This window comes from Pseudomonas sp. LFM046 (assembly GCF_000949385.2).
Classification (GTDB): Bacteria; Pseudomonadota; Gammaproteobacteria; order Pseudomonadales; family Pseudomonadaceae; genus Metapseudomonas.
The window spans coordinates 5,807,161-5,830,869 of record NZ_JYKO02000001.1; the positions used below are offsets into that span (position 1 = coordinate 5,807,161).

General features: G+C 66.4%; 25 protein-coding genes. 11 read left to right on the top strand and 14 right to left on the bottom strand.

Going from position 1 to position 23,709, the window contains the following annotated elements; all coding sequences use genetic code 11:
- Window positions 1–48 precede the first annotated feature (48 nt).
- The 6 genes from TQ98_RS26710 to def form a co-directional block, all read right to left on the bottom strand.
- Complete coding sequence (locus tag TQ98_RS26710; RefSeq protein ID WP_044873351.1) at window positions 49–372, bottom strand: tetratricopeptide repeat protein; 324 nt, start codon at window positions 370–372, stop codon at window positions 49–51.
- A gap of 37 nt (window positions 373–409) precedes the next feature.
- Window positions 410–1,924 (bottom strand): TrkH family potassium uptake protein, encoded by a 1,515-nt coding sequence (locus tag TQ98_RS26715; RefSeq protein WP_082073255.1) that lies wholly within the window; start codon window positions 1,922–1,924, stop codon window positions 410–412.
- A gap of 129 nt (window positions 1,925–2,053) precedes the next feature.
- The gene (gene trkA / locus TQ98_RS26720; RefSeq protein WP_044873352.1) at window positions 2,054–3,427 is read right to left on the bottom strand and encodes a Trk system potassium transporter TrkA; all 1,374 of its coding nucleotides are present in this window, start codon (window positions 3,425–3,427) and stop codon (window positions 2,054–2,056) included.
- Between the two features lie 11 nt (window positions 3,428–3,438).
- A complete protein-coding gene (gene rsmB / locus TQ98_RS26725; protein WP_044873353.1) occupies window positions 3,439–4,752 on the bottom strand; it encodes a 16S rRNA (cytosine(967)-C(5))-methyltransferase RsmB in 1,314 nt (437 codons plus the stop codon).
- On the bottom strand, window positions 4,749–5,693 hold the full coding sequence (gene fmt / locus TQ98_RS26730; RefSeq protein ID WP_044873354.1) for a methionyl-tRNA formyltransferase: 945 nt from the start codon (window positions 5,691–5,693) through the stop codon (window positions 4,749–4,751). Before fmt ends, rsmB begins: the two co-directional genes overlap by 4 nt.
- A 55-nt stretch (window positions 5,694–5,748) precedes the next feature.
- Entirely contained in the window at window positions 5,749–6,255 is a 507-nt protein-coding gene (gene def, locus TQ98_RS26735) for a peptide deformylase (protein WP_044873355.1), read from the bottom strand.
- A 142-nt stretch (window positions 6,256–6,397) separates the two neighbouring features.
- Between def and TQ98_RS26740 the strand changes: the two genes are divergently transcribed.
- The 3 genes from TQ98_RS26740 (at window position 6,398) to TQ98_RS26750 (ending at window position 9,185) form a co-directional block, all read left to right on the top strand.
- Window positions 6,398–7,423 (top strand): LysM peptidoglycan-binding domain-containing protein, encoded by a 1,026-nt coding sequence (locus tag TQ98_RS26740; protein WP_044873356.1) that lies wholly within the window; start codon window positions 6,398–6,400, stop codon window positions 7,421–7,423.
- Window positions 7,424–7,507: 84 nt separating this feature from the next.
- Window positions 7,508–8,590, top strand: coding sequence for a DNA-processing protein DprA (gene dprA / locus TQ98_RS26745; RefSeq protein ID WP_044873357.1), 1,083 nt, complete (start codon window positions 7,508–7,510; stop codon window positions 8,588–8,590).
- 40 nt (window positions 8,591–8,630) lie between these two features.
- Window positions 8,631–9,185: a Sua5/YciO/YrdC/YwlC family protein gene (locus tag TQ98_RS26750; protein ID WP_044873358.1), complete on the top strand. Its 555-nt coding sequence runs from the start codon at window positions 8,631–8,633 to the stop codon at window positions 9,183–9,185.
- Here the strand turns inward: TQ98_RS26750 and TQ98_RS26755 are convergent.
- On the bottom strand, window positions 9,175–10,152 hold the full coding sequence (locus tag TQ98_RS26755; protein ID WP_044873359.1) for an NADPH:quinone reductase: 978 nt from the start codon (window positions 10,150–10,152) through the stop codon (window positions 9,175–9,177). The two genes, TQ98_RS26750 and TQ98_RS26755, sit on opposite strands and share 11 nt — an antisense overlap.
- Window positions 10,153–10,287: 135 nt before the next feature.
- Between TQ98_RS26755 and hemF the strand changes: the two genes are divergently transcribed.
- Entirely contained in the window at window positions 10,288–11,208 is a 921-nt protein-coding gene (gene hemF / locus TQ98_RS26760) for an oxygen-dependent coproporphyrinogen oxidase (protein ID WP_044873360.1), read from the top strand.
- Window positions 11,208–12,032: a shikimate dehydrogenase gene (gene aroE, locus TQ98_RS26765; protein WP_044873361.1), complete on the top strand. Its 825-nt coding sequence runs from the start codon at window positions 11,208–11,210 to the stop codon at window positions 12,030–12,032. Before hemF ends, aroE begins: the two co-directional genes overlap by 1 nt.
- 128 nt (window positions 12,033–12,160) lie before the next feature.
- Here the strand turns inward: aroE and TQ98_RS26770 are convergent, their stop codons facing one another.
- The 3 genes from TQ98_RS26770 to betC all read right to left on the bottom strand — a co-directional run bounded on the left by TQ98_RS26770 (window position 12,161) and on the right by betC (window position 16,315).
- Complete coding sequence (locus tag TQ98_RS26770) at window positions 12,161–13,720, bottom strand: SulP family inorganic anion transporter (protein ID WP_103103113.1); 1,560 nt, start codon at window positions 13,718–13,720, stop codon at window positions 12,161–12,163.
- Between the two features lie 138 nt (window positions 13,721–13,858).
- The gene (gene choX, locus TQ98_RS26775) at window positions 13,859–14,785 is read right to left on the bottom strand and encodes a choline ABC transporter substrate-binding protein (protein WP_044873364.1); all 927 of its coding nucleotides are present in this window, start codon (window positions 14,783–14,785) and stop codon (window positions 13,859–13,861) included.
- 24 nt (window positions 14,786–14,809) lie between these two features.
- Window positions 14,810–16,315, bottom strand: coding sequence for a choline-sulfatase (gene betC / locus TQ98_RS26780; protein WP_044873365.1), 1,506 nt, complete (start codon window positions 16,313–16,315; stop codon window positions 14,810–14,812).
- Window positions 16,316–16,427: 112 nt separating this feature from the next.
- Here betC and TQ98_RS26785 point away from each other — a divergent pair, with 112 nt between their 5' ends.
- Complete coding sequence (locus TQ98_RS26785) at window positions 16,428–17,381, top strand: LysR family transcriptional regulator (RefSeq protein WP_044873366.1); 954 nt, start codon at window positions 16,428–16,430, stop codon at window positions 17,379–17,381.
- On the top strand, window positions 17,378–17,746 hold the full coding sequence (locus tag TQ98_RS26790) for a DOPA 4,5-dioxygenase family protein (RefSeq protein ID WP_044873367.1): 369 nt from the start codon (window positions 17,378–17,380) through the stop codon (window positions 17,744–17,746). The genes TQ98_RS26785 and TQ98_RS26790 overlap by 4 nt, the downstream gene beginning before the upstream one ends.
- A gap of 161 nt (window positions 17,747–17,907) precedes the next feature.
- Here the strand turns inward: TQ98_RS26790 and trpA are convergent, their stop codons facing one another.
- Both trpA and trpB read right to left on the bottom strand, forming a co-directional pair.
- On the bottom strand, window positions 17,908–18,717 hold the full coding sequence (trpA, locus tag TQ98_RS26795; RefSeq protein ID WP_044873368.1) for a tryptophan synthase subunit alpha: 810 nt from the start codon (window positions 18,715–18,717) through the stop codon (window positions 17,908–17,910).
- Window positions 18,714–19,925, bottom strand: coding sequence for a tryptophan synthase subunit beta (trpB, locus tag TQ98_RS26800; protein WP_044873369.1), 1,212 nt, complete (start codon window positions 19,923–19,925; stop codon window positions 18,714–18,716). The genes trpA and trpB overlap by 4 nt, the downstream gene beginning before the upstream one ends.
- Before the next feature lie 142 nt (window positions 19,926–20,067).
- Between trpB and TQ98_RS26805 the strand changes: the two genes are divergently transcribed.
- The 4 genes from TQ98_RS26805 to TQ98_RS26820 all read left to right on the top strand — a co-directional run bounded on the left by TQ98_RS26805 (window position 20,068) and on the right by TQ98_RS26820 (window position 22,776).
- Entirely contained in the window at window positions 20,068–20,958 is an 891-nt protein-coding gene (locus tag TQ98_RS26805) for a LysR family transcriptional regulator (RefSeq protein WP_044873370.1), read from the top strand.
- 59 nt (window positions 20,959–21,017) lie between these two features.
- Window positions 21,018–21,233: a dodecin gene (locus TQ98_RS26810; RefSeq protein WP_044873371.1), complete on the top strand. Its 216-nt coding sequence runs from the start codon at window positions 21,018–21,020 to the stop codon at window positions 21,231–21,233.
- A 151-nt stretch (window positions 21,234–21,384) separates the two neighbouring features.
- On the top strand, window positions 21,385–21,609 hold the full coding sequence (locus TQ98_RS26815; RefSeq protein WP_044873372.1) for a DUF1161 domain-containing protein: 225 nt from the start codon (window positions 21,385–21,387) through the stop codon (window positions 21,607–21,609).
- A 168-nt stretch (window positions 21,610–21,777) separates the two neighbouring features.
- Window positions 21,778–22,776: an LLM class flavin-dependent oxidoreductase gene (locus TQ98_RS26820; RefSeq protein ID WP_044873373.1), complete on the top strand. Its 999-nt coding sequence runs from the start codon at window positions 21,778–21,780 to the stop codon at window positions 22,774–22,776.
- On the opposite strand, the gene TQ98_RS26825 is transcribed toward TQ98_RS26820, so the two are convergent.
- Both TQ98_RS26825 and TQ98_RS26830 read right to left on the bottom strand, forming a co-directional pair.
- Window positions 22,773–23,201, bottom strand: a complete 429-nt coding sequence (locus tag TQ98_RS26825) for a hypothetical protein (protein WP_044873374.1) — start codon at window positions 23,199–23,201, stop codon at window positions 22,773–22,775. The genes TQ98_RS26820 and TQ98_RS26825 overlap by 4 nt on opposite strands.
- Window positions 23,202–23,254: 53 nt before the next feature.
- A complete protein-coding gene (locus TQ98_RS26830) occupies window positions 23,255–23,671 on the bottom strand; it encodes a hypothetical protein (protein ID WP_044873375.1) in 417 nt (138 codons plus the stop codon).
- Between the last annotated feature and the right edge of the window lie 38 nt (window positions 23,672–23,709).

Consider the following 23,709-nt stretch of genomic DNA (forward strand, 5'->3'; position numbering starts at 1 on the left):
TGGCCGGGTCGGAACGGGCTACGCTGCGCTCAGCGCCAACTGGTGGGATCAGGCCGATGCGCCGCCTCGCTTGTCGAGGCGCTTGAGGAACACCGTCATTTCCTTCTCCGCCTGCTTGTCGCCATGAGCCTGAGCAGCAGCGAGGCCTTCGGTCCAGGCGTCGCGGGCGGCGTCATGCTCGCCTTCTGCCTCCAGGGCCTTGCCCAGTAGTTTCCAGGCAGCGGAGTACTTGGGATCGAAGGCCACGCAGCGGCGCAGGTGTTCCGCAGCCTTGGGGAAGTCGCCCTGATCCAGGTAACCCTTGCCCAGGCCGAAGCGCAGCAGCGCGTTGTCCACGCCCTTGGCCAGCATCTTTTCCAATGATTCGATCATGCGCCGCTCTCCTGTGTGCCGCCTGTCATTGTGCCAGCTAGAAGCGCCAGAAGGCCGGGCTGAGGAGGATCAGCAGGGAAAACACTTCCAGCCGGCCAAGCACCATGGCCAGGCTCAGCACCAGCTTGGCACCGTCGGGCAGGTTGGCATAGTGCAGGGCCGCCTCGCCCAGGGCGGGACCCAGGTTGTTCATGCAGGAGGCCAGCACCGAAAAGGCGGTCAGCTGGTCGAGGCCCAGGGCGAGCAGGATCAGCAGGAGCACCACGAAGGTCATCAGGTAGATGGAACAGAACCCCCAGACCGACTCCACCACCCGGTCCGGGATGTGCCGCCGGCCCAGCTTGACGCTGAACACGCCATTGGGGTGCAGAAGCCGCTGGAACTCGCGAATTCCCTGGCGATAGACCAGCAGGATGCGCATCACCTTCATGCCGCCGCCGGTGGAGCCGGCGCAGGCGCCGATGAAGGTGGTGTAGAGCAGCAGATAGGGCAGCAGCGTCGGCCAGCTGCTGAAGTCGGCCAAGCCGAAGCCCGTGGTGGTGGCGACGGACACCACCATGAAGGCGGCGTAGCGCAGCGACTGGGCGGGCGTTTCATAGTACTGGTGGAGGATCAGGGTCGCCGCGCAGATGATGAAGACTGCGCTCAGCAGCAGCAGGTAGCTGCGGCATTCGGCGTCACGCAGGTAGTGGCTCAGGCTGCGCCGGCGCCAGGCGAGGAAGTGCAGGCCGAAGTTGATCCCGGAAATGACCAGAAAGAACATGCAGATCAGCTCGATCAGCGGGCTGTCGAAGTAGCCGATGCTGGCGTCGTGGGTGGAGAAGCCGCCGATGGCGATGGTCGAGAAGCTGTGGCCGATGGCGTCGAACAGGCTCATGCCGGCGGCCCAGTAGGCCAGGGCACAGGCCAGGGTCAGCCCGCAGTAGAGCAGCCAGAGGGTCTTGGCGGTTTCGGCGATGCGCGGTGAGAGTTTCTGCTCCTTCAGTGGGCCGGGCATTTCCGCGCGGTACAGCTGCATGCCGCCGATGCCGAGCATCGGCATGATGGCCACCGCCAGCACGATGATGCCCATGCCGCCGAACCATTGCAGCTGCTGGCGGTAGTAGAGGACCGCGCGCGGCAGCTGGTCGAGTCCGGTAAGCACGGTGGCGCCAGTGGTGCTGATGCCGGAGACGGACTCGAACAGGGCATCCACTGGCGTCATGCTCGGGTTGTCGATGAGCAGGAAAGGGATGCTGCCGAAACTGCCGAGCACGATCCAGAACAGCGCGGTGATCAGGTAACCGTCGCGGATCTTCAGTTCCTCGCGGGCGCCGCGCACCGGCAGCCAGATCAGCAGGCCGACGGCCAGGGTGATGAGCAGGGCGAGGAGGAATCCCCGCCAGGCGCCCTCGGCGTAGTACAGGTCGATCAGCAGCGGCGGCAGCTGGGTGCAGCTGAACAGCATCAGCAGTACACCGAGGATGCGCAGGATCGCGGCGCGGCGGCTGGCACGGGAGGGCGCCGGCGCTGGCCTGAGGCGGGTCGGGTGGTGGGTACGGAGGCTGGACATGGCGCGGCTGGGTTCGGCGATGCGGAGGCGCCGAACCCTAACCCAGGGCCCAGGGGGTGGCTGTAGGCTGGGGCCGAAATGGCTTGGGAATTATCCGCAAGCCATGTCGGCCTCCTGGAGGCGCGGAACTCAGAAGAAGGTCAGGCCGACCTGGAACAGCCGCTCGACGTCGCGGATGTACTTCTTGTCCACAAGGAAGAGGATCACATGGTCGCCGGTTTCGATCACGGTGTCGTCGTGGGCGATCAGCACTTCTTCGTCGCGGATGATGGCGCCGATGGTGGTGCCCGGCGGCAGCGCGATGTCTTCGATCATCTTGCCCACCACCTTGCTCGACTTGGTGTCGCCATGGGCGATGGCTTCGATGGCCTCGGCCGCACCGCGGCGCAGCGAGTGCACGCTGACGATGTCGCCACGGCGCACGTGGGTCAGCAATGTGCCGATGGTGGCCAGCTGCGGGCTGATGGCGATGTCGATATCACCGCCCTGCACCAGGTCCACGTAGGCCGGGTTGTTGATGATGGTCATCACCTTGCGTGCGCCCAGGCGCTTGGCCAGCAGCGAGGACATGATGTTGGCCTCGTCGTCGTTGGTCAGGGCGAGAAAGATGTCCGCATCGTTGATGTTTTCCTCTACCAGCAGGTCGCGGTCGGAGGCACTGCCCTGAAGCACGATGGTGCTGTCCAGGACTTCCGAGAGCTGGCGGCAGCGTGCCGGGCTCATCTCGATGATCTTCACCTGATAGCGGCTCTCGATGGCCTCGGCCAGGCGCTCGCCGATATGGCCGCCACCGGCGATCACCACGCGCTTGTAGCTGTCTTCCAGGCGGCGCAGCTCGCTCATCACCGCACGGATGTGGGCCTTGGCGGCAATGAAGAAGACTTCGTCGTCGGCCTCGATCACCGTGTCGCCCTTCGGCAGGATCGGCCGGTTGCGGCGGAAGATGGCCGCCACGCGAGTGTCGACGTTGGGCATGTGCTCGCGGATCTGGCGCAGTTCCTGGCCCACCAGCGGCCCGCCGTAGTAGGCCTTGACCCCCACCAGCTGGGCCTTGCCCTCGGCGAAGTCGATGACCTGCAGGGCCCCGGGATACTCGATCAGGCGCTTGATGTAGTTGGTCACCACCTGTTCCGGGCTGATCAGCACGTCCACCGGAATGGCGTCGTTGTCGAACAGGCCGGCGCGGGTCAGGTAGGCCGCCTCGCGCACCCGGGCGATCTTGGTGGGGGTGTGGAACAGGGTGTAGGCCACCTGGCAGGCAACCATGTTCACTTCGTCGCTGTTGGTCACCGCCACCAGCATGTCGGCGTCGTCGGCGCCGGCCTGGCGCAGCACGGTGGGGAACGAACCGCGCCCCTGTACGGTGCGGATGTCGAGGCGGTCGCCGAGGTCGCGCAGGCGGTCGCCATCGGTGTCGACCACCGTGATGTCGTTGGCTTCGCCCGAAAGGTGTTCCGCCAGGGTGCCACCCACCTGGCCCGCACCGAGAATGATGATCTTCACTGCTAGCTCCCTTAGCCGCGCCCTGAAGCGGCGATCTTGATCAGCTTGGCATAGTAGAAACCGTCGTGGCCGTCCTCACGGGCCAGTAACTGGCGACCATGGGGCTGCTTGAGCCCGTAGGGGCCGGGGATGTCCAGCTCGCGGGCACCGGGGGTGCGGGCGAGGAAGGCGCCAATGTTGTCACTGTTCTCCGCCGGCAGGGTGGAGCACGTGGCGTAGACCAGCACGCCGCCGACTTCCAGGGTCTGCCAGAGGGCATCCAGCAGCTCCCCTTGCAACTGGGCCAGGGCCGGGATGTCGTCTGCCTGGCGGGTCAGCTTGATGTCCGGGTGGCGGCGGATGACGCCGGTGGCCGAGCAGGGCGCGTCCAGCAGGATGCGCTGGAACGGCTTGCCGTCCCACCAGCGGGCGGTGTCGCGGCCGTCGGCGGCGATCAGCCTGGCTTCGAGGCCGAGTCGTTCGAGGTTCTCGCGAACGCGCACCAGCCGGCTTTCTTCCAGGTCCACGCCGACCACTTCGCTCAGGCCGGTCTCGGCCTCCAGCAGGTGGCAGGTCTTGCCGCCGGGGGCGCAGCAGGCATCCAGCACGCGTTGGCCGGGGGCCAGCTCCAGCAGGTCGGCGGCCAGTTGGGCGGCTTCGTCCTGCACGCTGACGCGGCCTTCGGCGAAGCCGGGCAGGGTCTTCACATCGCGGGCTTCCAGCAGGCGCACGCCGTCGCGGCTGAAGGCGCAGGGCTCGGCGGCGATGCCGGCGCTTTGCAGTTCGGCCAGGTAGGCGTCGCGGCTGCCGTGGCGGCGATTGACCCGCAGGATCAGCGGCGGGTGGGCATTGTTCGCAGCGCAGACGGCTTCCCAGTGATCCGGCCAGGCGGCCTTGAGGGCCTTCTGCAGCCAGCGCGGATGAGCGGTGCGTGCTGCCGGGTCGCGCTCCAGTTCGGCGAAGATCGCCTCGCCTTGGCGCTGGGCATTGCGCAGCACGGCATTGAGCAACCCCTTGGCCCAGGGCTTTTTCAGTTTTTCCGCGCAGCCGACGGTTTCGCCAATGGCGGCATGGGCGGGAATCCGGGTGTAGAAAAGCTGGTAGAGGCCCACCAGCATCAGGGCCTCCACATCCTTGTCGGCAGCCTTGAAGGGCTTTTGCAGCAGGCGTTCGGCCAGGGCCGACAGGCGTGGCTGCCAGCGGGCGGCGCCGAATGCCAGGTCCTGGGCCAGGGCGCGATCGCGGGGTTCCACCTTGTCCAGCTGCGGCGGCAGGCTGCCACCGAGGGAAGCCTTGCCGTTGAGGACAGCGGCCAGGGCGCGGGCGGCGGCGAGACGCGGGTTCATGCGCCCAGCACCTTGCCCACGGCGAACTGCTCGCGACGGCTGTTGTAGAGGTCAGCGAAATTCAGCGGCTTGCCGCCCGGCAGCTGCAGGCGGGTGAGAAGCAGGGCGCCGTCGCCGCACGCGACGGTGAGGCCGTCCTTGCTCGCGGCGAGGATTTGGCCGGGCTGGCCTTTGCCGTCACCGAGGGCCGCGGCCAGCACCTTCAGCGGCTCACCGTCCAGCGTGCTGTGGCAGATCGGCCAGGGATTGAACGCGCGCACCAGGCGCTCCAGCTCAACGGCCGGACGGCTCCAGTCGAGGCGAGCCTCGTCCTTGTTCAGCTTGTGGGCGTAGTTGGCCAGGGCGTCGTCCTGTACTTCGCCGTTCAGGGTGCCGGCGGCCAGGCCTTCCAGGGCTTCCAGAACCGCCTTCGGGCCGAGTTGGGCGAGCCGGTCATGCAGGCTGCCGCCGGTGTCGGAGGCCGAGATCGGGGTCGTGACCTTGAGCAGCATGGGGCCGGTGTCCAGGCCCGCTTCCATCTGCATCACGGTGACGCCGCTTTCCGCGTCGCCGGCCTGCACCGCGCGCTGGATGGGTGCGGCGCCGCGCCAGCGCGGCAGCAACGAGGCATGGCTGTTGATGCAGCCAAGGCGCGGGGTGTCGAGCACCACCTGGGGCAGGATCAGGCCGTAGGCCACGACCACCATCAGGTCGGCATTCAGTGCCTTGAGCTCGGCCTGGGCGGCCGGGTCGCGCAGCGTGGGCGGCTGCAGCACCGGAATGCCGTGTTCCACGGCCAGTTGTTTGACCGGACTGGGCATCAGCTTCTGGCCACGGCCAGCCGGACGATCCGGCTGGGTGTAGACGGCGATGACCTGGTGGCGGGAGTCCAGCAGGGCTTTGAGGTGCTCGGCGGCGAACTCAGGGGTGCCGGCGAAGACGAGACGCAATGGCTCGGTCATGGGGTAGTCACCAAAAAGAAAAGGCTTGCCGGAGCAAGCCTTTGGGATCGGGGGTTCAAGCCTGGAGGCGGTGCTGTTTTTCCAGCTTCTTCTTGATGCGGTCGCGCTTGAGGGACGACAGGTAGTCGACGAAGAGCTTGCCGTTGAGGTGGTCGCACTCGTGCTGGATGCACACGGCGAGCAGGCCTTCGGCGATCAGTTCGAAGGGTTGGCCGTCACGGTCCAGTGCCTTGATCTTCACCTTTTGCGGGCGGTCGACGTTCTCGTAGAAGCCCGGTACCGAGAGGCAGCCTTCCTGGTACTGGTCCATCTGGTCGGTGAGGGACTCGAACTCAGGGTTGATGAAGACCCGCGGCTCGCTCTTGTCTTCCGACAGGTCCATCACCACGACGCGCTTGTGCACGTTCACCTGGGTGGCGGCGAGGCCGATACCCGGCGCGTCGTACATGGTTTCGAACATGTCGTCGATCAGCGTGCGGATGGAATCGTCCACAACGTCCACTGGTTTTGCGATGGTGCGCAACCGCGGATCGGGGAATTCGAGAATGTTCAGAATCGCCATATGCGTTTGTGATGCACTTGTGGAATAAGTTAAAAATCCGCTGCTAAGATGGTGAGCAGCATCGAAAAAACGGCTGAAGAGCCCGGTAGGGGCGGCTCTCAGGGCGTTTCGCGTGAATGAACATAATAAAGGGATTCACCGCATGAGGAAATCACTACTCGCCCTGCTGCTCCTGGCTGCCAGTGGCTTGACCCAGGCTGCGGTGGAGCTCAAGGAGGGCCATCCGGAGCGCTACACCGTGGTCCGGGGCGATACGCTTTGGGACATCTCCGGCAAATTCCTGAGCCAGCCTTGGAAATGGCCGGAAATCTGGCACGCCAACCCGCAGATCGAAAACCCGCACCTGATCTACCCCGGCGACGTGCTCACCCTGGTCTACGTCGATGGCCAGCCGCGCCTGATGCTGAACCGCGGCGCGTCCCGCGGGACCATCAAGCTCTCGCCGAAGGTGCGCAGCACGCCGATGGCCGAAGCCATTCCCGCCATCCCGCTGGAAGCCATCAATGCGTTCCTGCTGACCAACCGCATCGTCAACGACCCCCAGGAATTCGAGTCCGCGCCCTACATTGTCGCCGGCAATGCCGAGCGTGTGGTCAGCGGTGCCGGTGACCGTGTCTACGCCCGCGGCAGTTTCTCCCACGAGCAGCCGGCCTATGGCATCTACCGCCAGGGCAAGACCTACCTCGATCCGGAAACCAAGGAATTCCTCGGCATCAACGCTGACGACATTGGCAGTGGCGAGATGGTCGCCGACGAGGGTGATATCGGCACCCTTGAGCTGACCCGTTCCACCCAGGAGGTACGTCTGGGCGACCGCCTGTTCCCCACCGAGGAACGCGCGATCAACTCCACCTTCATGCCCAGCGCGCCGGAGCGCGAAGTCAACGGCGTGATCCTCGATATTCCGCGCGGCGTGACCCAGATCGGCCAGTTCGATGTGGTCACCATCAACAAGGGCCGCCGCGACGGTCTGGTGGAAGGCAACGTGCTGGCGGTCTACAAGACCGGCGAAACCGTCCGCGACCGCGTCACCGACGAGTTCATCAAGATTCCGGACGAGCGCGCCGGCCTGCTGATGGTGTTCCGCACCTACGACAAGCTCAGCTACGGCCTGATCCTCGCCGCGACCCGCCAACTGGCGGTGCTGGACAAGGTACACAACCCGTAACACCTGCAAGCCCCCGACTCCGGGGGCTTGTTGTATTGATGGCGGTCCTGCCGCGACCTGCGGCGTGATCAAGGATTGATCGAAATGACCGCCCTCTCCCCCGCCGAGCTGGAAGCTCGCCTGCGCCTGCATCACCTTCCTGAACTGGGCCCTGCCCGTTTCCGTCGCCTGATCGATGCATTCGGTTCCGCCTCGGCCGCGCTCAGCGCTCCGGCCGCCGCCTGGCGCTCACTGGGCCTGCCCTCTGCCTCCGCCGACCCGCGCCGCAGCCCGGAAATCCGCGACGCCGCCGCCCGCGCCATGACCTGGCTGGAGCACCCCGGCCACCAACTGCTGTGCTGGGACGATCCCGCCTACCCCGCCCTGCTCGCCGAATTGGTCAATGCACCGCCGCTGCTCTTCGTCGCGGGCGATGCTTCGCTGCTGGAGCAGCCACAACTGGCCATGGTGGGTAGCCGTCGCGCCTCGGCTGCCGGGCTGGACACCGCCCGTGCCTTTGCTCGCAGCCTGGCTGGCGGTGGCTTCGTCATCACCAGCGGCCTGGCCCTGGGCATCGACGGTGCCGCCCACCAGGGCGCGCTGGAGGTGGGCGGCAGGACGGTGGCAGTGCTCGGTACCGGCCTCGAGCGCATCTACCCGAACCGCCATCGCGGCCTGGCCGCGCGCATCGTCGACGAAGGCGGAGCGCTGGTCTCCGAATTGCCCCTGGACTGCCCGCCACATCCCAGCAATTTCCCCCGACGCAACCGCATCATCAGCGGCCTCTCCCTCGGCGTCCTGGTGGTGGAAGCCAGCCCATCGAGCGGCTCCCTCATCACGGCCCGTCTCGCGGCTGAGCAGGGCCGCGAGGTTTACGCCATTCCCGGTTCCATCCATCACCCTGGCGCGCGGGGCTGCCATCAGCTGATTCGTGAAGGCGCCGCCCTGGTGGAAAAGGTGGAAGACATCCTGGAGGCCCTGCGCGGCTGGCAGTCGGTACCCGCCGAAACCCCGGAGCCAGACGACCATCCCCTGCTGGAGCTGCTGCGCGCCGCCCCTTACAGCAGCGAAGGCTTGGCCGCTGCCAGTGGCTGGGAGTTGCCGCGCCTGCTGGCTGAACTCACCGACCTGGAACTCCAGGGGCGCGTGGCCCGCGACGCCGGTTGCTGGGTGCATCGCGCAGGTTGAGGCTTGTACACTTTCGCCATCAGGTTTCCGGGAGTGGGTGATGGTCAGCAAGTGGCGAGTTCAGCAAGTGGCGCGCGTGGTACGCGAGGGGGGCGTGATCGCCTATCCCACCGAGGCGGTTTGGGGCCTGGGCTGCGATCCCTGGAATGAAGATGCGGTGTATCGCCTGCTGGCGCTGAAGGAGCGCCCCGTGGAGAAGGGGCTGATCCTGGTGGCGGACAACATCCGCCAGTTCGATTTCCTCCTCGAAGGCCTGCCAGAAGCCTGGATCGACCAGCTCGCCAGTACCTGGCCCGGCCCCAACACCTGGCTGGTGCCCCACCAGAACCTGCTGCCGGAGTGGATCACCGGCCAGCACGACAGCGTCGCTTTGCGCGTCAGCGACCACCCGCTGGTCCGTGACCTTTGCGCCCTCACCGGGCCGCTGGTGTCCACGTCCGCCAATCCCACCGGGCGTCCGTCGGCCTACTCGCGCCTGCGCGTGCAGCAGTACTTCGGCGACACCCTGGACGCAGTGCTGGGGGGCGCCCTGGGTGGGCGACGCAACCCCAGCGTGATCCGCGACCTGGCCAGCGGACGCGTGCTCAGGGGATAAGCACGGTCGAGCCCGTGGTCTGGCGGCTCGCCAGGGCGGTATGCGCCTTGGCGGCGTCGGCCAGGGCGAAGCGCTGGTTCACCTCCACCTTGATGCGGCCGTCGGCGATCAGCCCGAACAGCTCGTCTGCCATGGCCTGCAGGCGCTCCGGGGTGCTGGCGTAGCCGAACAGCGTGGGGCGGGTGACGAATAGCGAACCCTTCTGCGCCAGGATACCCAGGTTGACCCCGGTCACCGGCCCCGAGGCGTTGCCGAAGCTCACCATCAGGCCACGCGGCGCCACGCAATCCAGGGAGGTTTCCCAGGTGTCCTTGCCCACCGAGTCGTAGACCACCGGGCACTTGGCGCCGTGGGTGAGCTCCTGCACCCGTTGCACCACATTCTCGTGGCTGTAGTCGATGGTCGCCCAGGCACCGTGGGCCTTGGCTTGCTCGGCCTTTTCCGCCGAGCTCACCGTACCGATCAGCTTCACCCCGAGTGCGCGTGCCCACTGGCAGGCGATCAGGCCCACACCGCCGGCAGCGGCGTGGAAGAGGATGGTCTCGCCGCCCTTGAGCTCGTAGGTCTGGCGCAGCAGGTACTGCACGGTCAGGCCCTTGAGCATCACCGCCGCGGCCTGCTCGAAACTGATGCCATCCGGCAGGCGCACCAGCTTGTCCGCCGGCAGCACGTGCAGCTCGCTGTAAGCGCCCAGTGGGCCGGTGGCGTAGGCGACGCGGTCGCCCACCTTGAACTGGGTCACCGCGCTGCCCACCGCTTCCACCTCGCCCGCGCCTTCGGTACCCAGGCTGGTGGGGAAGGCCGGCGCCGGATAGAGGCCGCTGCGGTAGTAGGTGTCGATGAAGTTCAGGCCGACGGCGCGGTTGCGCACTCGTACTTCCTGGGGCCCCGGTTCCGCCGGTTGATAGTCCGCGTACTCGAGGACTTCCGGACCGCCGTAGGCGGAGAACTGGATGCGTTTGGCCATTGCTGCAACCTCCTGGTCGGAAAAGCTCCCATCCAACGCCTCACCTTGATTCCCGTCAAGCCACCAGGCCCCTCGGGCGGTGGTATGCTTGCCTGCTCATTTTTCCGCCACTTACCTGCTGCCAGGGTTGACCACGTGACTGACCGTATCGAGGCCGTGAAGGCCTACCTGCTCGATCTGCAAGACCGCATTTGCGCTGCCCTGGCGGCCGAGGATGGCAAAGCCGAATTCTTCGAGGATTCCTGGGTTCGCCCGGCAGGTGGTGGCGGTCGTACGCGGGTGATCGAGAACGGCGCGCTGATCGAGAAGGGTGGCGTCAACTTCTCCCACGTCTTCGGCGCCAGCCTGCCGCCATCGGCCAGCGCCCACCGCCCGGAACTGGCTGGCCGCGGTTTCCAGGCCCTCGGCGTTTCCCTGGTGATCCATCCGGAAAACCCCCATGTGCCCACCTCCCATGCCAACGTGCGCTTCTTCTGCGCCGAGAAGGCAGGCGAGGAGCCGGTCTGGTGGTTCGGCGGCGGCTTCGACCTGACCCCCTATTACGGCAATGAGGAAGACTGCGTGCACTGGCACAAGGTGGCCCGCGACGCCTGCGCCCCCTTCGGTGCCGATGTCTACCCGCGCTACAAGGAATGGTGCGATCGCTACTTCCACCTGAAGCATCGCAATGAACCGCGCGGCATTGGCGGCCTGTTCTTCGATGACCTGAACCAGTGGGACTTCGACACCACCTTCGCCTTCATGCGCGCCATCGGCGACGCCTACCTGGAGGCCTACCTGCCCATCATCCGCCGTCGCCGCGAAACCCCCTTCACCGAACAGCAGCGCGAGTTCCAGGCCTTCCGCCGGGGCCGCTATGTGGAGTTCAACCTGGTGTTCGACCGGGGCACCCTGTTCGGCCTGCAGTCCGGCGGCCGCACCGAATCCATCCTCATGTCCCTGCCGCCCCATGTGCGCTGGGGCTACGACTGGAAGCCGGAGCCGGGTACCCCCGAGGCGCGCCTCACCGAGTACTTCCTCCAGGATCGCGACTGGCTCGGGGAGGCCGGACTCTGATGGACCGCTACTGCGTTTTCGGCAATCCCATCGGCCACAGCAAGTCGCCGCTGATCCACCGCCTGTTCGCCGAACAGACCGGCCAGCAGCTCACCTACGAGGCGGTGCTGGCGCCCCTGGACGACTTCACCGGGTGCGCCTGGCAGTTCTTCGAGAACGGCCGTGGCGGCAACGTGACCGTGCCTTTCAAGGAACAGGCCTACCAGATGGCCGCCAGCCTCAGCGCCCGCGCCCAGCGCGCCGGTGCGGTGAACACCCTGAAGAAGCAGGACGACGGCAGCCTGCTCGGCGACAACACCGACGGCGCCGGCCTGGTGCGTGACCTGACCCGCAATGCCGGGCTGTCCCTGGCGGGCAAACGCATCCTGCTTCTGGGTGCCGGCGGTGCCGCGCGAGGGGTGATCGAGCCGCTGCTGGCCGAGAAGCCGGCCGCCCTGGTCATCGCCAATCGCACCGTGGAAAAGGCCGAGGCCCTGGCGCAGCTCTTCGCTGACCTGGGACCCATTTCCGCCAGCGGTTTCGACTGGCTGGAAGAGCCGGTGGACCTGATCATCAATGGCACCTCGGCGAGCCTGGCGGGCGACCTGCCGCCCATCTCGCCGAGCCTGATCAAGCCGGGCCATACCGTCTGCTACGACATGATGTACGGCAAGGAAATGACCGCCTTCAACCGCTGGGCCGCCGAGCACGGCGCCGCCCGCACCCTCGACGGTCTGGGCATGCTGGTAGAACAGGCGGCGGAAGCCTTCCTGCTCTGGCGCGGCGTGCTGCCGGACAGCGCGCCGGTGCTGGCTGAACTGCGCCGCCAACTCGCGCAGGGCTGATCCGGGTTTCGCTCCTCGTCGGATGGGTGGAGCTTGCGATACCCATCAGGCATTGCGCAGCAGCATGGGTATCGCTCCGCTCGCGGAACGCCGCCCGACCCATCCTACAAGGCAGGCACTTCCCTGATTCAGCCCTCGATCACCAGGCTGCTGCCCTCGCCTTCCAGCTTGCGCAACTCCCGCTCCACCTGCGGACGTGCGCGACGCAGCACCAGGCAGCGCCCTTCCCCGCCCAGGCGCCGCGCTTCTTCATGCAGCATGCTCACCCCGGCGTAGTCGATGAAGTTCACATGGTGGGCGTCCAGCACCAGGCGCCCGGCGCGGCTGCGCTGGATCAGCTTCTGCAGGTAGGGGCAGGCGCCGAAGAAGATCGACCCCTCGATGCGCAGCACCTCGTCATCCCCGTCCTTCGCCTGGAGCACCCGGGGCTGCGAGGTGCGCTTGAGGTAGAAGAACAGCGATGCCAGCACCCCGGCGTAGATGGCCGTCTGCAGTTCCAGCAGAAGCGTCGCGGCACAGGTCAGCGCCATGACGGCGAATTCGGCCCGGCTGACTCGCCAGAGCTGGCGGATGCCGCGTATGTCCAGCAGCCCCCAGCAGATCAGCAGAATGCTGGCGGCCATCGCCGGCAACGGGATATGGCTGATCAGCCGCGCGCCCAGCAGGGCAAAGAGCGCCACCCAGAGTGCCGAGCACACGCCGGCTAGCGGTGACTGGGCGCCGGACTGGAGGTTCAAGCCGGAACGGGTGAAGGAGCCCGCCGAGAGGTACCCGGAAAAACAGGCGCCGATCAGGTTGGAAAGGCCTTGGCCACGGGTTTCCTGGTTGGCGTTCAGCACCTGACCGGACTGGCTGGCCAGGGCGCGGGCGATGGACAGGCTGGTGACCAGCCCCAGCACGCCGCAGGCCACGGCGGAGGGCAGCAGGCGCAGCATGTCTTCGACGTCGAAGCGGATCGAGGCCAGCGGCGGCAGGCTTCCCGTGAAGGGTTGCACCAGTGCGACACCGGCGAAGCGGTCGGGCAGCGCCAGTACCAGCAGGCTGCCGCCGGCGATGCCGATCAGCAGCGCCGGCAGGCGCGGCCACAGGCTGCGGACCAGTATCGAAATGCCCAGGGTCAGCGCGGCGACGAGCATCGACGGGACGTCCAGGTTGCGTACATGCCCGGCCAGTTCCGCCGCGCTCTGCCAGGCGGTGGCACGTCCTTCCAGGCCGCCGAGACCCAGCAGGTTGGGCACCTGGCCGAGGGCGATCACCAGCGCCGCGCCCAGGGTGAAACCAAGCACCACCGACTGCGAGACGAAATTGGCCAGGGCGCCGAAGCGCAACATCCCGAGCAGCCACTGGAAGGCTCCGGCGAGAAACGTGAGCAGCAGCACCAGGCTGATGTAGTCCTGGCTACCCGGCAAGGCGAGTGGGCTGACGCTGGCGAAGAGCACCACCGAGATGGCCGCCGTCGGCCCGCAGATCAGCTGCCGCGACGAACCCCAGAGGCAGGCGACGATCACCGGCACCACCGCCGCATAGAGCCCGTACTCCGCCGGCAGGCCGGCGATCAGTGCGTAGGCGATGGATTGCGGCAGGGCGAGGATGGCGCCGGTCAGCCCCACCAGCGCATCGCGGCCAAGGCTGCGCGGGGCAATGGCGGGGAGCCAGGTCAGGAAAGGGAAGAGGTCGTTGGGTTTCACGTTGGGCGAGGCTCTTGTAGGGGCGAATTCATTCGCCAAGCAGGCCGAAGGCCTGCCATTCGGGGGCAACAGGGGGCAGCTGCGCTGCCCTTGGCGAATGAATTCGCCCCTACAGGCACGATCGGCCCCGAACTGGGCTCAGAGCTTCGCCTGCACCGCCGCCACGGCATTGCCGCCATCGCGAGTGGTCACACCCTGCAGCCAGCTCTCGACCACCGCCGGGTTGGCCTTGAGCCAGGCCTTCACCGCCGCTTCGTTGTTGGCGTTGTCGTTGAGCACCTGGTTCATGATCGAGTTCTCCATCTCCTGGGTGAACTGCAGGTTGGTCAGCAGCTTGCCCACGTTCGGGCACTGCGCGGCATAACCTTTGCGGGCCAGGGTGTTCACGCTGCCGCTGTCGCCGAAGTACTTCTCGCCGCCCTTGAGGTAGGCCATGTCGTACTGCACGTTCATCGGGTGCGGGGTCCAGCCCAGGAAGACCACGAACTGATCGCGTTTCACTGCCCGGCCCACCTGCACCAGCATCGCCTGCTCGCTGGACTCCACCAGCGTCCAGTCGCCCAGGCCGAATTCGTCCTTGGCGATCATCTGGCGGATCGACTCGTTGGCCGGTGAGCCGGAGGCGATGCCGTAGAGCTTCTTGTCGAACTTGTCGGCGAACCTGTCCAGATCGGCGAAGGTCTTCACCCCCGCGTCATAGGCATAGCGCGGCACCGCCAGGGTGTACTCGGTGCCGCTGAGATTCTGTGCCACCTTGTCGACGCTGCCGGCACTGACGAACTTGTCGTAGTTGCTCTGCTGCGCCGGCATCCAGTTGCCGAGGAAGACGTCGATCTGCCCCTTGTGCAGGCCGGCGAAGATGATCGGCACCGCCAGGGTCGGGGTTTCCGTGCGGTAGCCCAGACCATCGAGGAGGATGCGCGCCACGCCGTTGGTCACGGCGATATCGCTCCAGCCCGGATCCCCCAATTTCACCGTCGCGCAACTGGCGTCTTCCGCCTGGGCGTTGAACGCCAAGCCGGTCAGCAACACGCCGCCGGCAAGCACTGCATTGATCGTCTTCATGCCTTGGTTCCTCGCAAGAGTGGGTCAGGGTTGGGGAAAGCGCGCGCGACGCTCCAGGTCATCCAGGTCGATGTGATTGCGCATGTACTGCTGGCTGGCGTCGACAAAGGGCTGGTGGTCCCAGCTCTTCAGCCTGCCGTGGGTCAGGGCCTCGGCGACGAAGCGACGGCGGCGCTGGCTGGCCAGGGTGGCCTCGGCTATCGAAGGGAGATTCCAGCGGGCGCGGGCCTCGTCGAGGAAGGCCGCGAGCAGGGCCTGGTGATCCGCCGAGGTGGCCAGGTCCTCCAGCTCCTGCGGGTCGTTGGCCAGGTCGAAGAGCAGGCAGGGGTCCTCTTCCGAGTAGATGAATTTGTATTGGCCGCGGCGGATCATCATCAGCGGGCTGGTGGTGCCTTCGGCCATGTACTCGCCCAGTACCTCGTCATGTCCGTCCTCACCCCGGAGGTGCGGCAGCAGCGAACGGCCATCCAGCGGCAGGTTGCGCTCCACCACGCCGCCGGCCATTTCGACCAGGGTGGGCAACAGGTCGACGGTGGAGACCGACTGGCTCACCCGGTGTGCCTGGAAGCGGCCGGGGGCGTGGACCAGCAGCGGCACGCGGGCGGCCATCTCGAACCAGTGCATCTTGTACCAGAGGCCACGCTCGCCAAGCATGTCGCCGTGGTCGCCGGAGAACACCACGATGGTGTCCTGATCCAGGCCGCAGTCATTGAGCGTCTTGAGCAGCGCGCCGATCTGGTCGTCGACGTAGCTGCAGGCGCCGAAGTAGGCCCGGCGGGCGTCGCGGATCTTCGCTTCCGGCAGCGGTTTGCCCCAGAGGTCGATGACCTTGAGCAGACGCTGGCTGTGCGGGTCCTGTTCGTCATCGGCGAAGTGCACGCGCGGCAGAGGGATGTCCGCTTCGTCGTAGCGATCCCAGTACTCGGCGGGAATGGTGTAGGGATCGTGCGGATGGGTCAGCGAAACGGTCAGGCAGAACGGCTGCTCGGCATGCTCCCGCACATGGTCATAGAGGTACTGGCGCGCCTTGAACACCACCTCTTCATCGAAGTCCAGCTGGTTGGTCCGCACGCAGGGGCCGGCCTGCAACACCGAGGACATGTTGTGGTACCAGCTCGGGCGCACGTCCGGCTCGTCCCAGTTGACCGCCCAGCCGTAGTCGGCCGGGTAGATGTCGCTGGTCAGGCGTTCCTCGTAGCCGTGCAACTGGTCCGGGCCGCAGAAGTGCATCTTGCCGGACAGCGCCGTGCGGTAGCCCAGGCGGCGCAGGTGGTGGGCGTAGGTGGGCACGTCGGCGGGGAAGTCGGCGGCGTTGTCGTAGGCGCCGATCTTCGACGGCAGCTGGCCGCTCACCAGGGTAAAGCGCGAAGGGGCGCACAGCGGGCTGTTGCAGTAGGCCGAGTCGAAGACCACGCCTTCGGCGGCGAGCCGCGACAGGTTCGGCACCTTGATGGGCGAGGGCGCGTAGAAAGGCAGCAGCGGCGCGGCCATCTGGTCGGCCATGATGAACAGGATGTTGGGTCGTTTCATCGTTCGCTTATCCATACTGTCGAATTATGCGAAAGTGCTGGGGGGTGATGATTGCGCTCGCCAATCTCCCGGTAAACGGTACGACGGAACATGACTCGGATAAGCAAGCGTTATGGCAGAACTGCAATCTGAACTGTCGCTGGACCTGCTGCGGGTATTCGAATCCGCCGCCCGCCACCTGAGCTTCACCGCCGCCGCCGTGGAGCTGGGTACCACCCAGCCGGCGGTCAGCCAGCAGATCCAGCGCCTGGAGAAGCAACTGGCGACCCGCCTGTTCGACCGGGTGTATCGCGGTATCGAGCTGACCGACAGCGGCCGCCTGCTGTTCCTGCATGTCCAGGAAGGCATGCAATCCATCCGCGCCGGACTGGAGGCCATTGGCTCGCGGACGCAGCATGAAGTGCTGCAGGTGGCCACCGACTTCGCCTTCGCCGCGTACTGGTTGATGCCACGGCTGCACCGGTTCCATGAGGCGAACCCCGAGATTGACGTCAGCATCGTCACCAGCGACCGCACCATGAACATGTTGCGCTCGGAGGTGGACATCGCCATCGCCTTCGGCGACGGCCGCTTCAAGCACGGCGAGGCCATGCTGCTGTTCCGCGAGGAAGTCTTCCCCATCTGCAGCCCGCGCCTGCTGGCGGGGCGCACCAGTCCGCTGCCGGTTGCGGCACTGGCGGAGTTGCCGCTGCTCCACCTCAAGCCCGAAGTGCGCACCCGCTGGTTCGACTGGGGCGCATTGTTCCGCGAACTTGGCATCGCCCGGCCGCCAGGCTCGGGCACGCTACGCTTCGACAACTACACCCTGCTGATCCAGGCCGCCATCGCCGGCCAGGGCGTGGCCATCGGCTGGCGCTACCTGGTGGACGACCTGCTCGACCAGGGCCTGCTGGCGCGGGTGCTGGATACCAGCGTCAGTTCGGACTTCGGTTATTACCTGGTGCAGCCGGAGCGCAAGCGCCGCGCGCGGCTGATGAAGTGCTTCGTGGACTGGCTGCAGCAGGAACTGGGCGACGAGCCCCGCCACGCGCAGCTCATCAAGCAACGGGAAGGAATCGCCATATGACCCTGAACCCCTCTCCGCGGATCAAGGGCTATCACGCCCACGTCTACTTTGACGCCGCCACCCTCCCCCAGGCCCGCGAACTCTGTGAAGAGGCCGCCCGGCGATTCCCGCTGAAGATGGGCCGCGTCCACGAAAGGCCCGTCGGCCCTCACCCCGACTGGAGCTGCCAGCTGGCCTTCAAGCCCGAGCTGTTCGGTGAAGTGATCCCCTGGCTGGCGCTGAACCGCAACGGCCTCACCGTGCTGATCCACCCCATCACCGGCAGCGACCTGCGCGACCACCGCGACTACCCCATGTGGATGGGCGCCATGCGGCCGCTGGATCTGTCCTGCCTCGAAGACGGCGAGATCGAGTACGACCTCTGACCGAGGCGTAGGGGGGATCACGCTTCACCGATCCACCATCGGTGCTCAACCTGGCCACGCTGGTGGACATGAAAAGCGATGTCCACTCTACGGGGTGAATACCTACGAAAAAGCCGCTGTTCCCGTGAGGAACAGCGGCTTTTCTATGCCCTGGGCGTGAATCAGGCGCGGGCGCCGCGCACGCCTTCGGCGAGGGTCTTGCAGAGGCTGAGGACGCCGTTCACGGCTTGCTCGGGGGTGTCGGCCTTGGCGATCTGGTCCACCAGAGCGGAGCCCACCACCACGCCGTCGGCCAGTCGGGCGACGTTGGCGGCGTGTTCGGCGGTGCGGATGCCGAAGCCGATGCACACCGGCAGCTGGGTGTGGCGGCGCAGGCGGGTGACGGCTTCCTGCACGTGTTCCAGGGTGGCGGAACCGGCGCCGGTCACGCCGGCCACGGAGACGTAGTAGACGAAGCCGGAGCTGCCTTCGAGCACGGTGGGCAGGCGGTTGTCGTCGGTGGTCGGGGTGGTCAGGCGGATGAAGTCGATGCCGGCGGCCTGGGCCGGGTGGCAAAGGTCTTCGTTATGTTCCGGCGGCAGGTCGACCACGATCAGGCCGTCCACGCCCGCGTCCTTGGCGTCGGCGATGAAGCGGTCCACGCCGTAGTAGTGGATGGGGTTGAAGTAGCCCATCAGCACCAGCGGAGTGGTCTGGTTACCGGCGCGGAATTCGCGAACCATCTGCAGGGTCTTGGCCAGGTTCTGCTTGCCGGCCAGGGCGCGGATGTTGGCCAGCTGGATCGACGGACCGTCGGCCATCGGGTCGGTGAACGGCATGCCCAGCTCGATCACATCGGCACCGGCTTCCGGCAGGCCCTTGAGGATGGCCAGGGAGGCGTCGTAGTTCGGGTCGCCGGCGGTGACGAAGGTCACCAGGGCGGCGCGGTTCTGTTCCTTGAGTTCGGCGAAGCGAGTCTGCAGGCGGCTCATGCGTTGGCCTCCTTCTGCTGCATGTGGTGCATAACGGTCTGCATGTCCTTGTCGCCACGGCCGGACAGGTTCACCACCATGATGTGGTCCTTCGGCAGGTTCGGCGCGCGCTTGAACACTTCAGCCAGCGCGTGGGAGCTCTCCAGGGCCGGGATGATGCCTTCCAGGCGGCAGCAGGTGTGGAACGCGGCCAGGGCTTCGTCGTCGGTGATCGAGGTGTACTCGACGCGGCCGATGTCGTGCAGCCAGGCGTGTTCCGGGCCGATGCCGGGGTAGTCCAGGCCGGCGGAAATGGAGTGGGCGTCGATGATCTGGCCGTCCTCGTCCTGCAGCAGGAAGGTGCGGTTGCCGTGCAGCACGCCCGGTACTCCGCCGTTCAGGCTGGCCGCGTGCTTGCCGGTCTCGATGCCGTGGCCGGCGGCTTCGACGCCGACGATCTTGACGCTGGCGTCATCCAGGAACGGGTGGAACAGGCCCATGGCGTTGGAGCCGCCACCGATGCAGGCCACCAGGGAGTCGGGCAGACGGCCTTCCTGCTCGGCGAGCTGCTCGCGGGTTTCCTTGCCGATCACAGCCTGGAAGTCGCGGACCATGGCCGGATAGGGGTGAGGACCGGCGACGGTGCCGATCAGGTAGAAGGTGGTGTCGACGTTGGTCACCCAGTCGCGCAGGGCTTCGTTCATCGCGTCCTTCAGGGTGCCGGTGCCGGCGGTGACCGGAATCACCTCGGCGCCCAGCAGCTTCATGCGGAAGACGTTGGCCTGCTGGCGGTCGATGTCGGTGGTGCCCATGTAGATCACGCACTGCAGGCCGAAGCGGGCGGCCACGGTGGCGGTCGCCACGCCGTGCATGCCGGCGCCGGTCTCGGCGATGATGCGCTTCTTGCCCATGCGGCGGGCCAGGAGAATCTGGCCGATGCAGTTGTTGATCTTGTGCGCGCCGGTGTGGTTCAGCTCTTCGCGCTTGAGGTAGATCTTCGCGCCGCCGCAGTGCTCGGTCAGGCGCTCGGCGAAGTACAGCGGGCTCGGGCGGCCGACGTAATCGCGCTGGAAGTAGGCCAGCTCCTTCTGGAATTCCGGATCATCCTTGGCCTTTTCGTATTCGCGGGCCAGGTCGTGGATCAGCGGCATCAGGGTTTCGGCAACGTATTGCCCGCCGAAGCTGCCGAAGAGGCCCTTGGCGTCGGGGCCGGTGCGCAAAGAGGTCATGCTGGACTCCTGTTTCTGCTCCCCGCTCCTGCGTGCGGGAGAGGGGCTGGGGGAGAGGGTGAATGGCGCCATTCTACCGCTGGCGAGGTGACGGAAAAGCGATTAGATTGCTTTTATCTGTCAGCAAAACTCACATATTGCCATGGCTCGAGACCTTCCTCCCCTGAACGCCCTAAGGGCATTCGAAGCGGCTGCCCGGTTGCAGAGCATCAGCCGTGCGGCGGACGAATTGCACGTCACCCATGGCGCCGTGAGCCGGCAGGTGCGGCTGCTGGAAGAGGAGCTGGGCGTCGCCTTGTTCGCCAAGGAAGGGCGTGGCGTAAAACTCACGGATGCCGGACAGCGTCTGCGGGACGCCACCGGTGACACCTTTGAGCGCCTGCGCGCGGTCTGCACCGATCTCGCCAAACGTAGCGAAGACTCTCCCTTCGTCCTCGGTTGCCCCGGCAGCTTGCTGGCGCGCTGGTTCATCCCGCGTCTCGACCGGCTCAACCGCGAACTTCCCGAACTGCGCCTGCAACTGTCCGCCAGCGAAGGCGAACTGGACCCGCGCCGCCCTGGCGTCGACGCCACCCTCTGTTTCGCCGAGCCGCCCTGGCCGTCGGACATGCGGGTGTTCGAGCTGGCGGAGGAATCCATCGGCCCGGTGCTGAGTCCACGCTTCGCCCGCCATGACGCGCTGGCCTCCGCCGCGCCCTCGGTTCTGCTGCAGGAGGCCCTGCTGCATACGGTGTCGCGGCCCCAGGCCTGGCCCCAGTGGGCCACCGCCCAAGGCCTGGACGCGGATCGACTGCGCCTGGGCCAGGGCTTCGAACACCTCTACTACCTGCTGGAAGCCGCCGTGGCCGGCCTGGGCGTGGCCATCGCGCCGCAGCAGCTGGTGGCCGACGAACTGGCCTCCGGTCGCCTGGTGGCGCCCTGGGGCTTTGTCGGGACGCCGGCGCGCCTGGCGCTCTGGGTGCCCGCCCGGCAGCTGGATCGCCGCGCTGAGCGCTTCGCCCAGTGGTTGCGTCAAGAGTTGGCGGGCCGATAGCGGCATTCTTGGCTAGCCTTGCTGGGGTACCCAACCGGGCCCGCCCAAGGAGATACGCCATGTCTGATCACCACACCTACAAGAAGATCGAGATCGTCGGTTCCTCCCGCAACAGCATCGACGAGGCGATCAGCAACGCCGTCGTCGAAGCGGCGAGGACCATCCGCAACATGGACTGGTTCGAGGTCGTGGAAACCCGTGGGCATATCGAGAACGGCCGGGTCGGCCATTACCAGGTGACCCTGAAGATCGGTTTCCGCATCAGCGACAGTTGAGGCTCGGCGCCTGCATGGGCGAGAGGCGATGCACAGGCCTCCCTCGGTCGAAATGGGCTAGGCTCTGCCGGTCCGCTCGCGGTCGTCCTGGTGCCAGGCGAGGGCGGACGGCTCATGCGAGCCCTTCATCCATTACGAGGGAGCGTTACCCATGAAGAAACTGCTGTTGGCCCTGGGACTGTTCGCCCTGGCCGGTTCGGCTTTTGCCGCCGTAAAACCCTGCGAAGAGCTCAAGGGCGAAATCGACGCCAAGCTCAAGGAAAAGGGCGTCGCCTCCTACAGCCTTGAAGTCGTCGACAAGGGCAATGCCGCCGACAAGAAGGTGGTGGGCAGCTGCGACGGGGGCGCCAAGGAAATCGTCTACCAGCGCAATTGATGACGCTCCAGCCATTGGACCGGCCTCCGTGCCGGTCCATTCCTTACTTCCTGGTGCCCTGGTTACCGAAAAGTGCCTTCTAGCGGCCTTGGGCGCCAATCCCTAGAGTAAGACCTACTGATTCACTCGGATAAGGCCCCACGCCTATCCCTTGCCAAGGTCTTGCCTATGTCTGCCCTGTCCAACCTGCCTCTTTCCGTCCTCGATCTGGCGCCCGTGCGCGACCACGGCGGCGCGACCCAGGCCCTGCACAATTCACTGGAGCTGGCGCGCCACGCCGAGCGTCTGGGCTTCTCGCGCTTCTGGGTTGCCGAGCACCACAACATGGAAGGTATCGCCAGTTCCGCCACTGCGGTGTTGCTGGCCTACCTTGCCGGCGGGACGTCCAGCATCCGCCTGGGGTCCGGCGGCATCATGCTGCCCAACCATGCGCCGCTGGTGGTCGCCGAACAGTTCGGCACCCTCGCCAGCCTGTACCCGGGCCGCATTGAACTTGGTCTGGGCCGTGCCCCGGGAGCCGATCACCAGACCGCCCGCGCCTTGCGCCGCGACCGCCTGGGCAGCGCCGACGACTTCCCCCGGGACGTCGAGGAGCTGGAGATGCTCCTCGGCCCGCGTCAGCCGGGCCAGCAGGTGATCGCCATGCCGGGGATGGACACCAACGTGCCCATCTGGCTGCTCGGTTCCAGTCTGTTCAGCGCCCAGCTGGCCGGACAGAAGGGGCTGCCCTACGCCTTCGCCTCGCACTTCGCGCCGCGCTACATGCACGAGGCGATCCGCGTCTACCGCAATCACTTCCGGCCTTCGGCGGTGCTCGACAAACCCTATGTGATGCTCGGTGTGCCCCTGGTGGCGGCACCAACCGATGAAGAGGCGGAGTTCCTCGCCACCACCGTCTACCAGCGTGTGCTCGCGCTGATCCGAGGCGAAAGCCTGGTACTGCGGCCGCCGGTGGAAAGCATGGCGGGCCGCTGGCTACCTCACGAGAAGGACGCGGTGGGCAGTTTCCTGGCCATGGCCATGGTCGGCGGGCCGGAGAAGATCCGTGCGCGCTTGCAGGTGCTGTTGGACCAGACCGATGCGGACGAACTGATCTTCACCTGCGATCTCTACCAACACGAACACCGGCTGCGCGCCTTCGACATTCTCGCCAGCCTGCGGGATTAGAACGGCATGCAGCGGGGGAACTTCTCGTGCCGGGCCAGCACGGTGCGGTTTTCGCCGTAGAGCCAGGCACTGGGCTGATTGGCGGCATTGCGCGCTTCTATGCGGTAGCGCTTGCCCGCCTCGAACTGGTCGTAGCGCATTTCCATGTAGCAGGTGAGGGTGAAAGGTTCGGAGTTCATGTTGAATCCGCCCCCACCGCCGCCGCCCACCTCGAACTGATAGCGCAACTCCAGTTCGTGTTTGCCTGGCAGCACCTGGTAATAACGGCCATCGTTCCAGTGCTTGCCGTCGAGGCGGTGGGCCATGAGGGTGTCACTGGGGTCCGGGTCGATATCGATCCAGGCCATCTTTGGGTCGGGTTGTGGCACTGGACCGGCGCAGGCCGTCAGGCTGGCCAGGAGCGTGAAGGCCAGCAATGTACGCATGACGGGAATCCTCTTGGGGGTAATGCGTTCAGCATAACGCCAAGTAGGAAAATTCAGACATCTCCGCAGCGACTTTCCCGCGCCTTGGCGACCTCCTGGTTGCGCTCGTCGTACAGCCGGGCCCAGGGACGGAAGCCGATGCCCCCGGCTTCCAGCTGGTAGCGTTGGCCGGCGGCGAAATCGTCGTAGGACAGCTTCAGCAAGCAGGTGCGGCGGTAGGTGGAACTGCCCTTGCCGATGTCGTGGCCGTCCACGTCGAACTCCAGGCGCACCTCCAGTTCGTGCTGGCCCGGCGGAACCTGGAAGTAGCGCGGATCGGTGAGGTCCTTGTTGTCCACTCGGCTGGCTTCAATGGCTTGTCCCTCCTGCTGTTTCAGGGAGATCCAGGCCTGGTTGGGGTCGGGGCTTGGCAGCAAGAGGGCGCAGCCGCCGAGGGTGAGCAGCGGCAGGGAAAGCAGCAGAGGGCGCATGAATGACTCCGGCAGGTGGATGGCAGCTGGTGGTTCTG

Bases quoted from the DNA above. Each gene is read 5' to 3' on its own strand.
- betC (WP_044873365.1), bottom strand. From the start codon at position 16,315: ATGAAACGACCCAACATCCTGTTCATCATGGCCGACCAGATGGCCGCG.
- TQ98_RS26755 (WP_044873359.1), bottom strand. From the start codon at position 10,152: ATGGCCAAACGCATCCAGTTCTCCGCCTACGGCGGTCCGGAAGTCCTC.
- aroE (WP_044873361.1), top strand. From the start codon at position 11,208: ATGGACCGCTACTGCGTTTTCGGCAATCCCATCGGCCACAGCAAGTCG.
- TQ98_RS26790 (WP_044873367.1), top strand. From the start codon at position 17,378: ATGACCCTGAACCCCTCTCCGCGGATCAAGGGCTATCACGCCCACGTC.
- choX (WP_044873364.1), bottom strand. From the start codon at position 14,785: ATGAAGACGATCAATGCAGTGCTTGCCGGCGGCGTGTTGCTGACCGGC.
- TQ98_RS26805 (WP_044873370.1), top strand. From the start codon at position 20,068: ATGGCTCGAGACCTTCCTCCCCTGAACGCCCTAAGGGCATTCGAAGCG.
- TQ98_RS26740 (WP_044873356.1), top strand. From the start codon at position 6,398: ATGAGGAAATCACTACTCGCCCTGCTGCTCCTGGCTGCCAGTGGCTTG.
- TQ98_RS26750 (WP_044873358.1), top strand. From the start codon at position 8,631: ATGGTCAGCAAGTGGCGAGTTCAGCAAGTGGCGCGCGTGGTACGCGAG.
- TQ98_RS26820 (WP_044873373.1), top strand. From the start codon at position 21,778: ATGTCTGCCCTGTCCAACCTGCCTCTTTCCGTCCTCGATCTGGCGCCC.
- trpB (WP_044873369.1), bottom strand. From the start codon at position 19,925: ATGACCTCTTTGCGCACCGGCCCCGACGCCAAGGGCCTCTTCGGCAGC.
- TQ98_RS26715 (WP_082073255.1), bottom strand. From the start codon at position 1,924: ATGTCCAGCCTCCGTACCCACCACCCGACCCGCCTCAGGCCAGCGCCG.
- def (WP_044873355.1), bottom strand. From the start codon at position 6,255: ATGGCGATTCTGAACATTCTCGAATTCCCCGATCCGCGGTTGCGCACC.
- TQ98_RS26830 (WP_044873375.1), bottom strand. From the start codon at position 23,671: ATGCGCCCTCTGCTGCTTTCCCTGCCGCTGCTCACCCTCGGCGGCTGC.
- fmt (WP_044873354.1), bottom strand. From the start codon at position 5,693: ATGACCGAGCCATTGCGTCTCGTCTTCGCCGGCACCCCTGAGTTCGCC.
- rsmB (WP_044873353.1), bottom strand. From the start codon at position 4,752: ATGAACCCGCGTCTCGCCGCCGCCCGCGCCCTGGCCGCTGTCCTCAAC.
- TQ98_RS26810 (WP_044873371.1), top strand. From the start codon at position 21,018: ATGTCTGATCACCACACCTACAAGAAGATCGAGATCGTCGGTTCCTCC.
- TQ98_RS26815 (WP_044873372.1), top strand. From the start codon at position 21,385: ATGAAGAAACTGCTGTTGGCCCTGGGACTGTTCGCCCTGGCCGGTTCG.
- dprA (WP_044873357.1), top strand. From the start codon at position 7,508: ATGACCGCCCTCTCCCCCGCCGAGCTGGAAGCTCGCCTGCGCCTGCAT.
- trpA (WP_044873368.1), bottom strand. From the start codon at position 18,717: ATGAGCCGCCTGCAGACTCGCTTCGCCGAACTCAAGGAACAGAACCGC.
- TQ98_RS26785 (WP_044873366.1), top strand. From the start codon at position 16,428: ATGGCAGAACTGCAATCTGAACTGTCGCTGGACCTGCTGCGGGTATTC.
- TQ98_RS26825 (WP_044873374.1), bottom strand. From the start codon at position 23,201: ATGCGTACATTGCTGGCCTTCACGCTCCTGGCCAGCCTGACGGCCTGC.
- TQ98_RS26710 (WP_044873351.1), bottom strand. From the start codon at position 372: ATGATCGAATCATTGGAAAAGATGCTGGCCAAGGGCGTGGACAACGCG.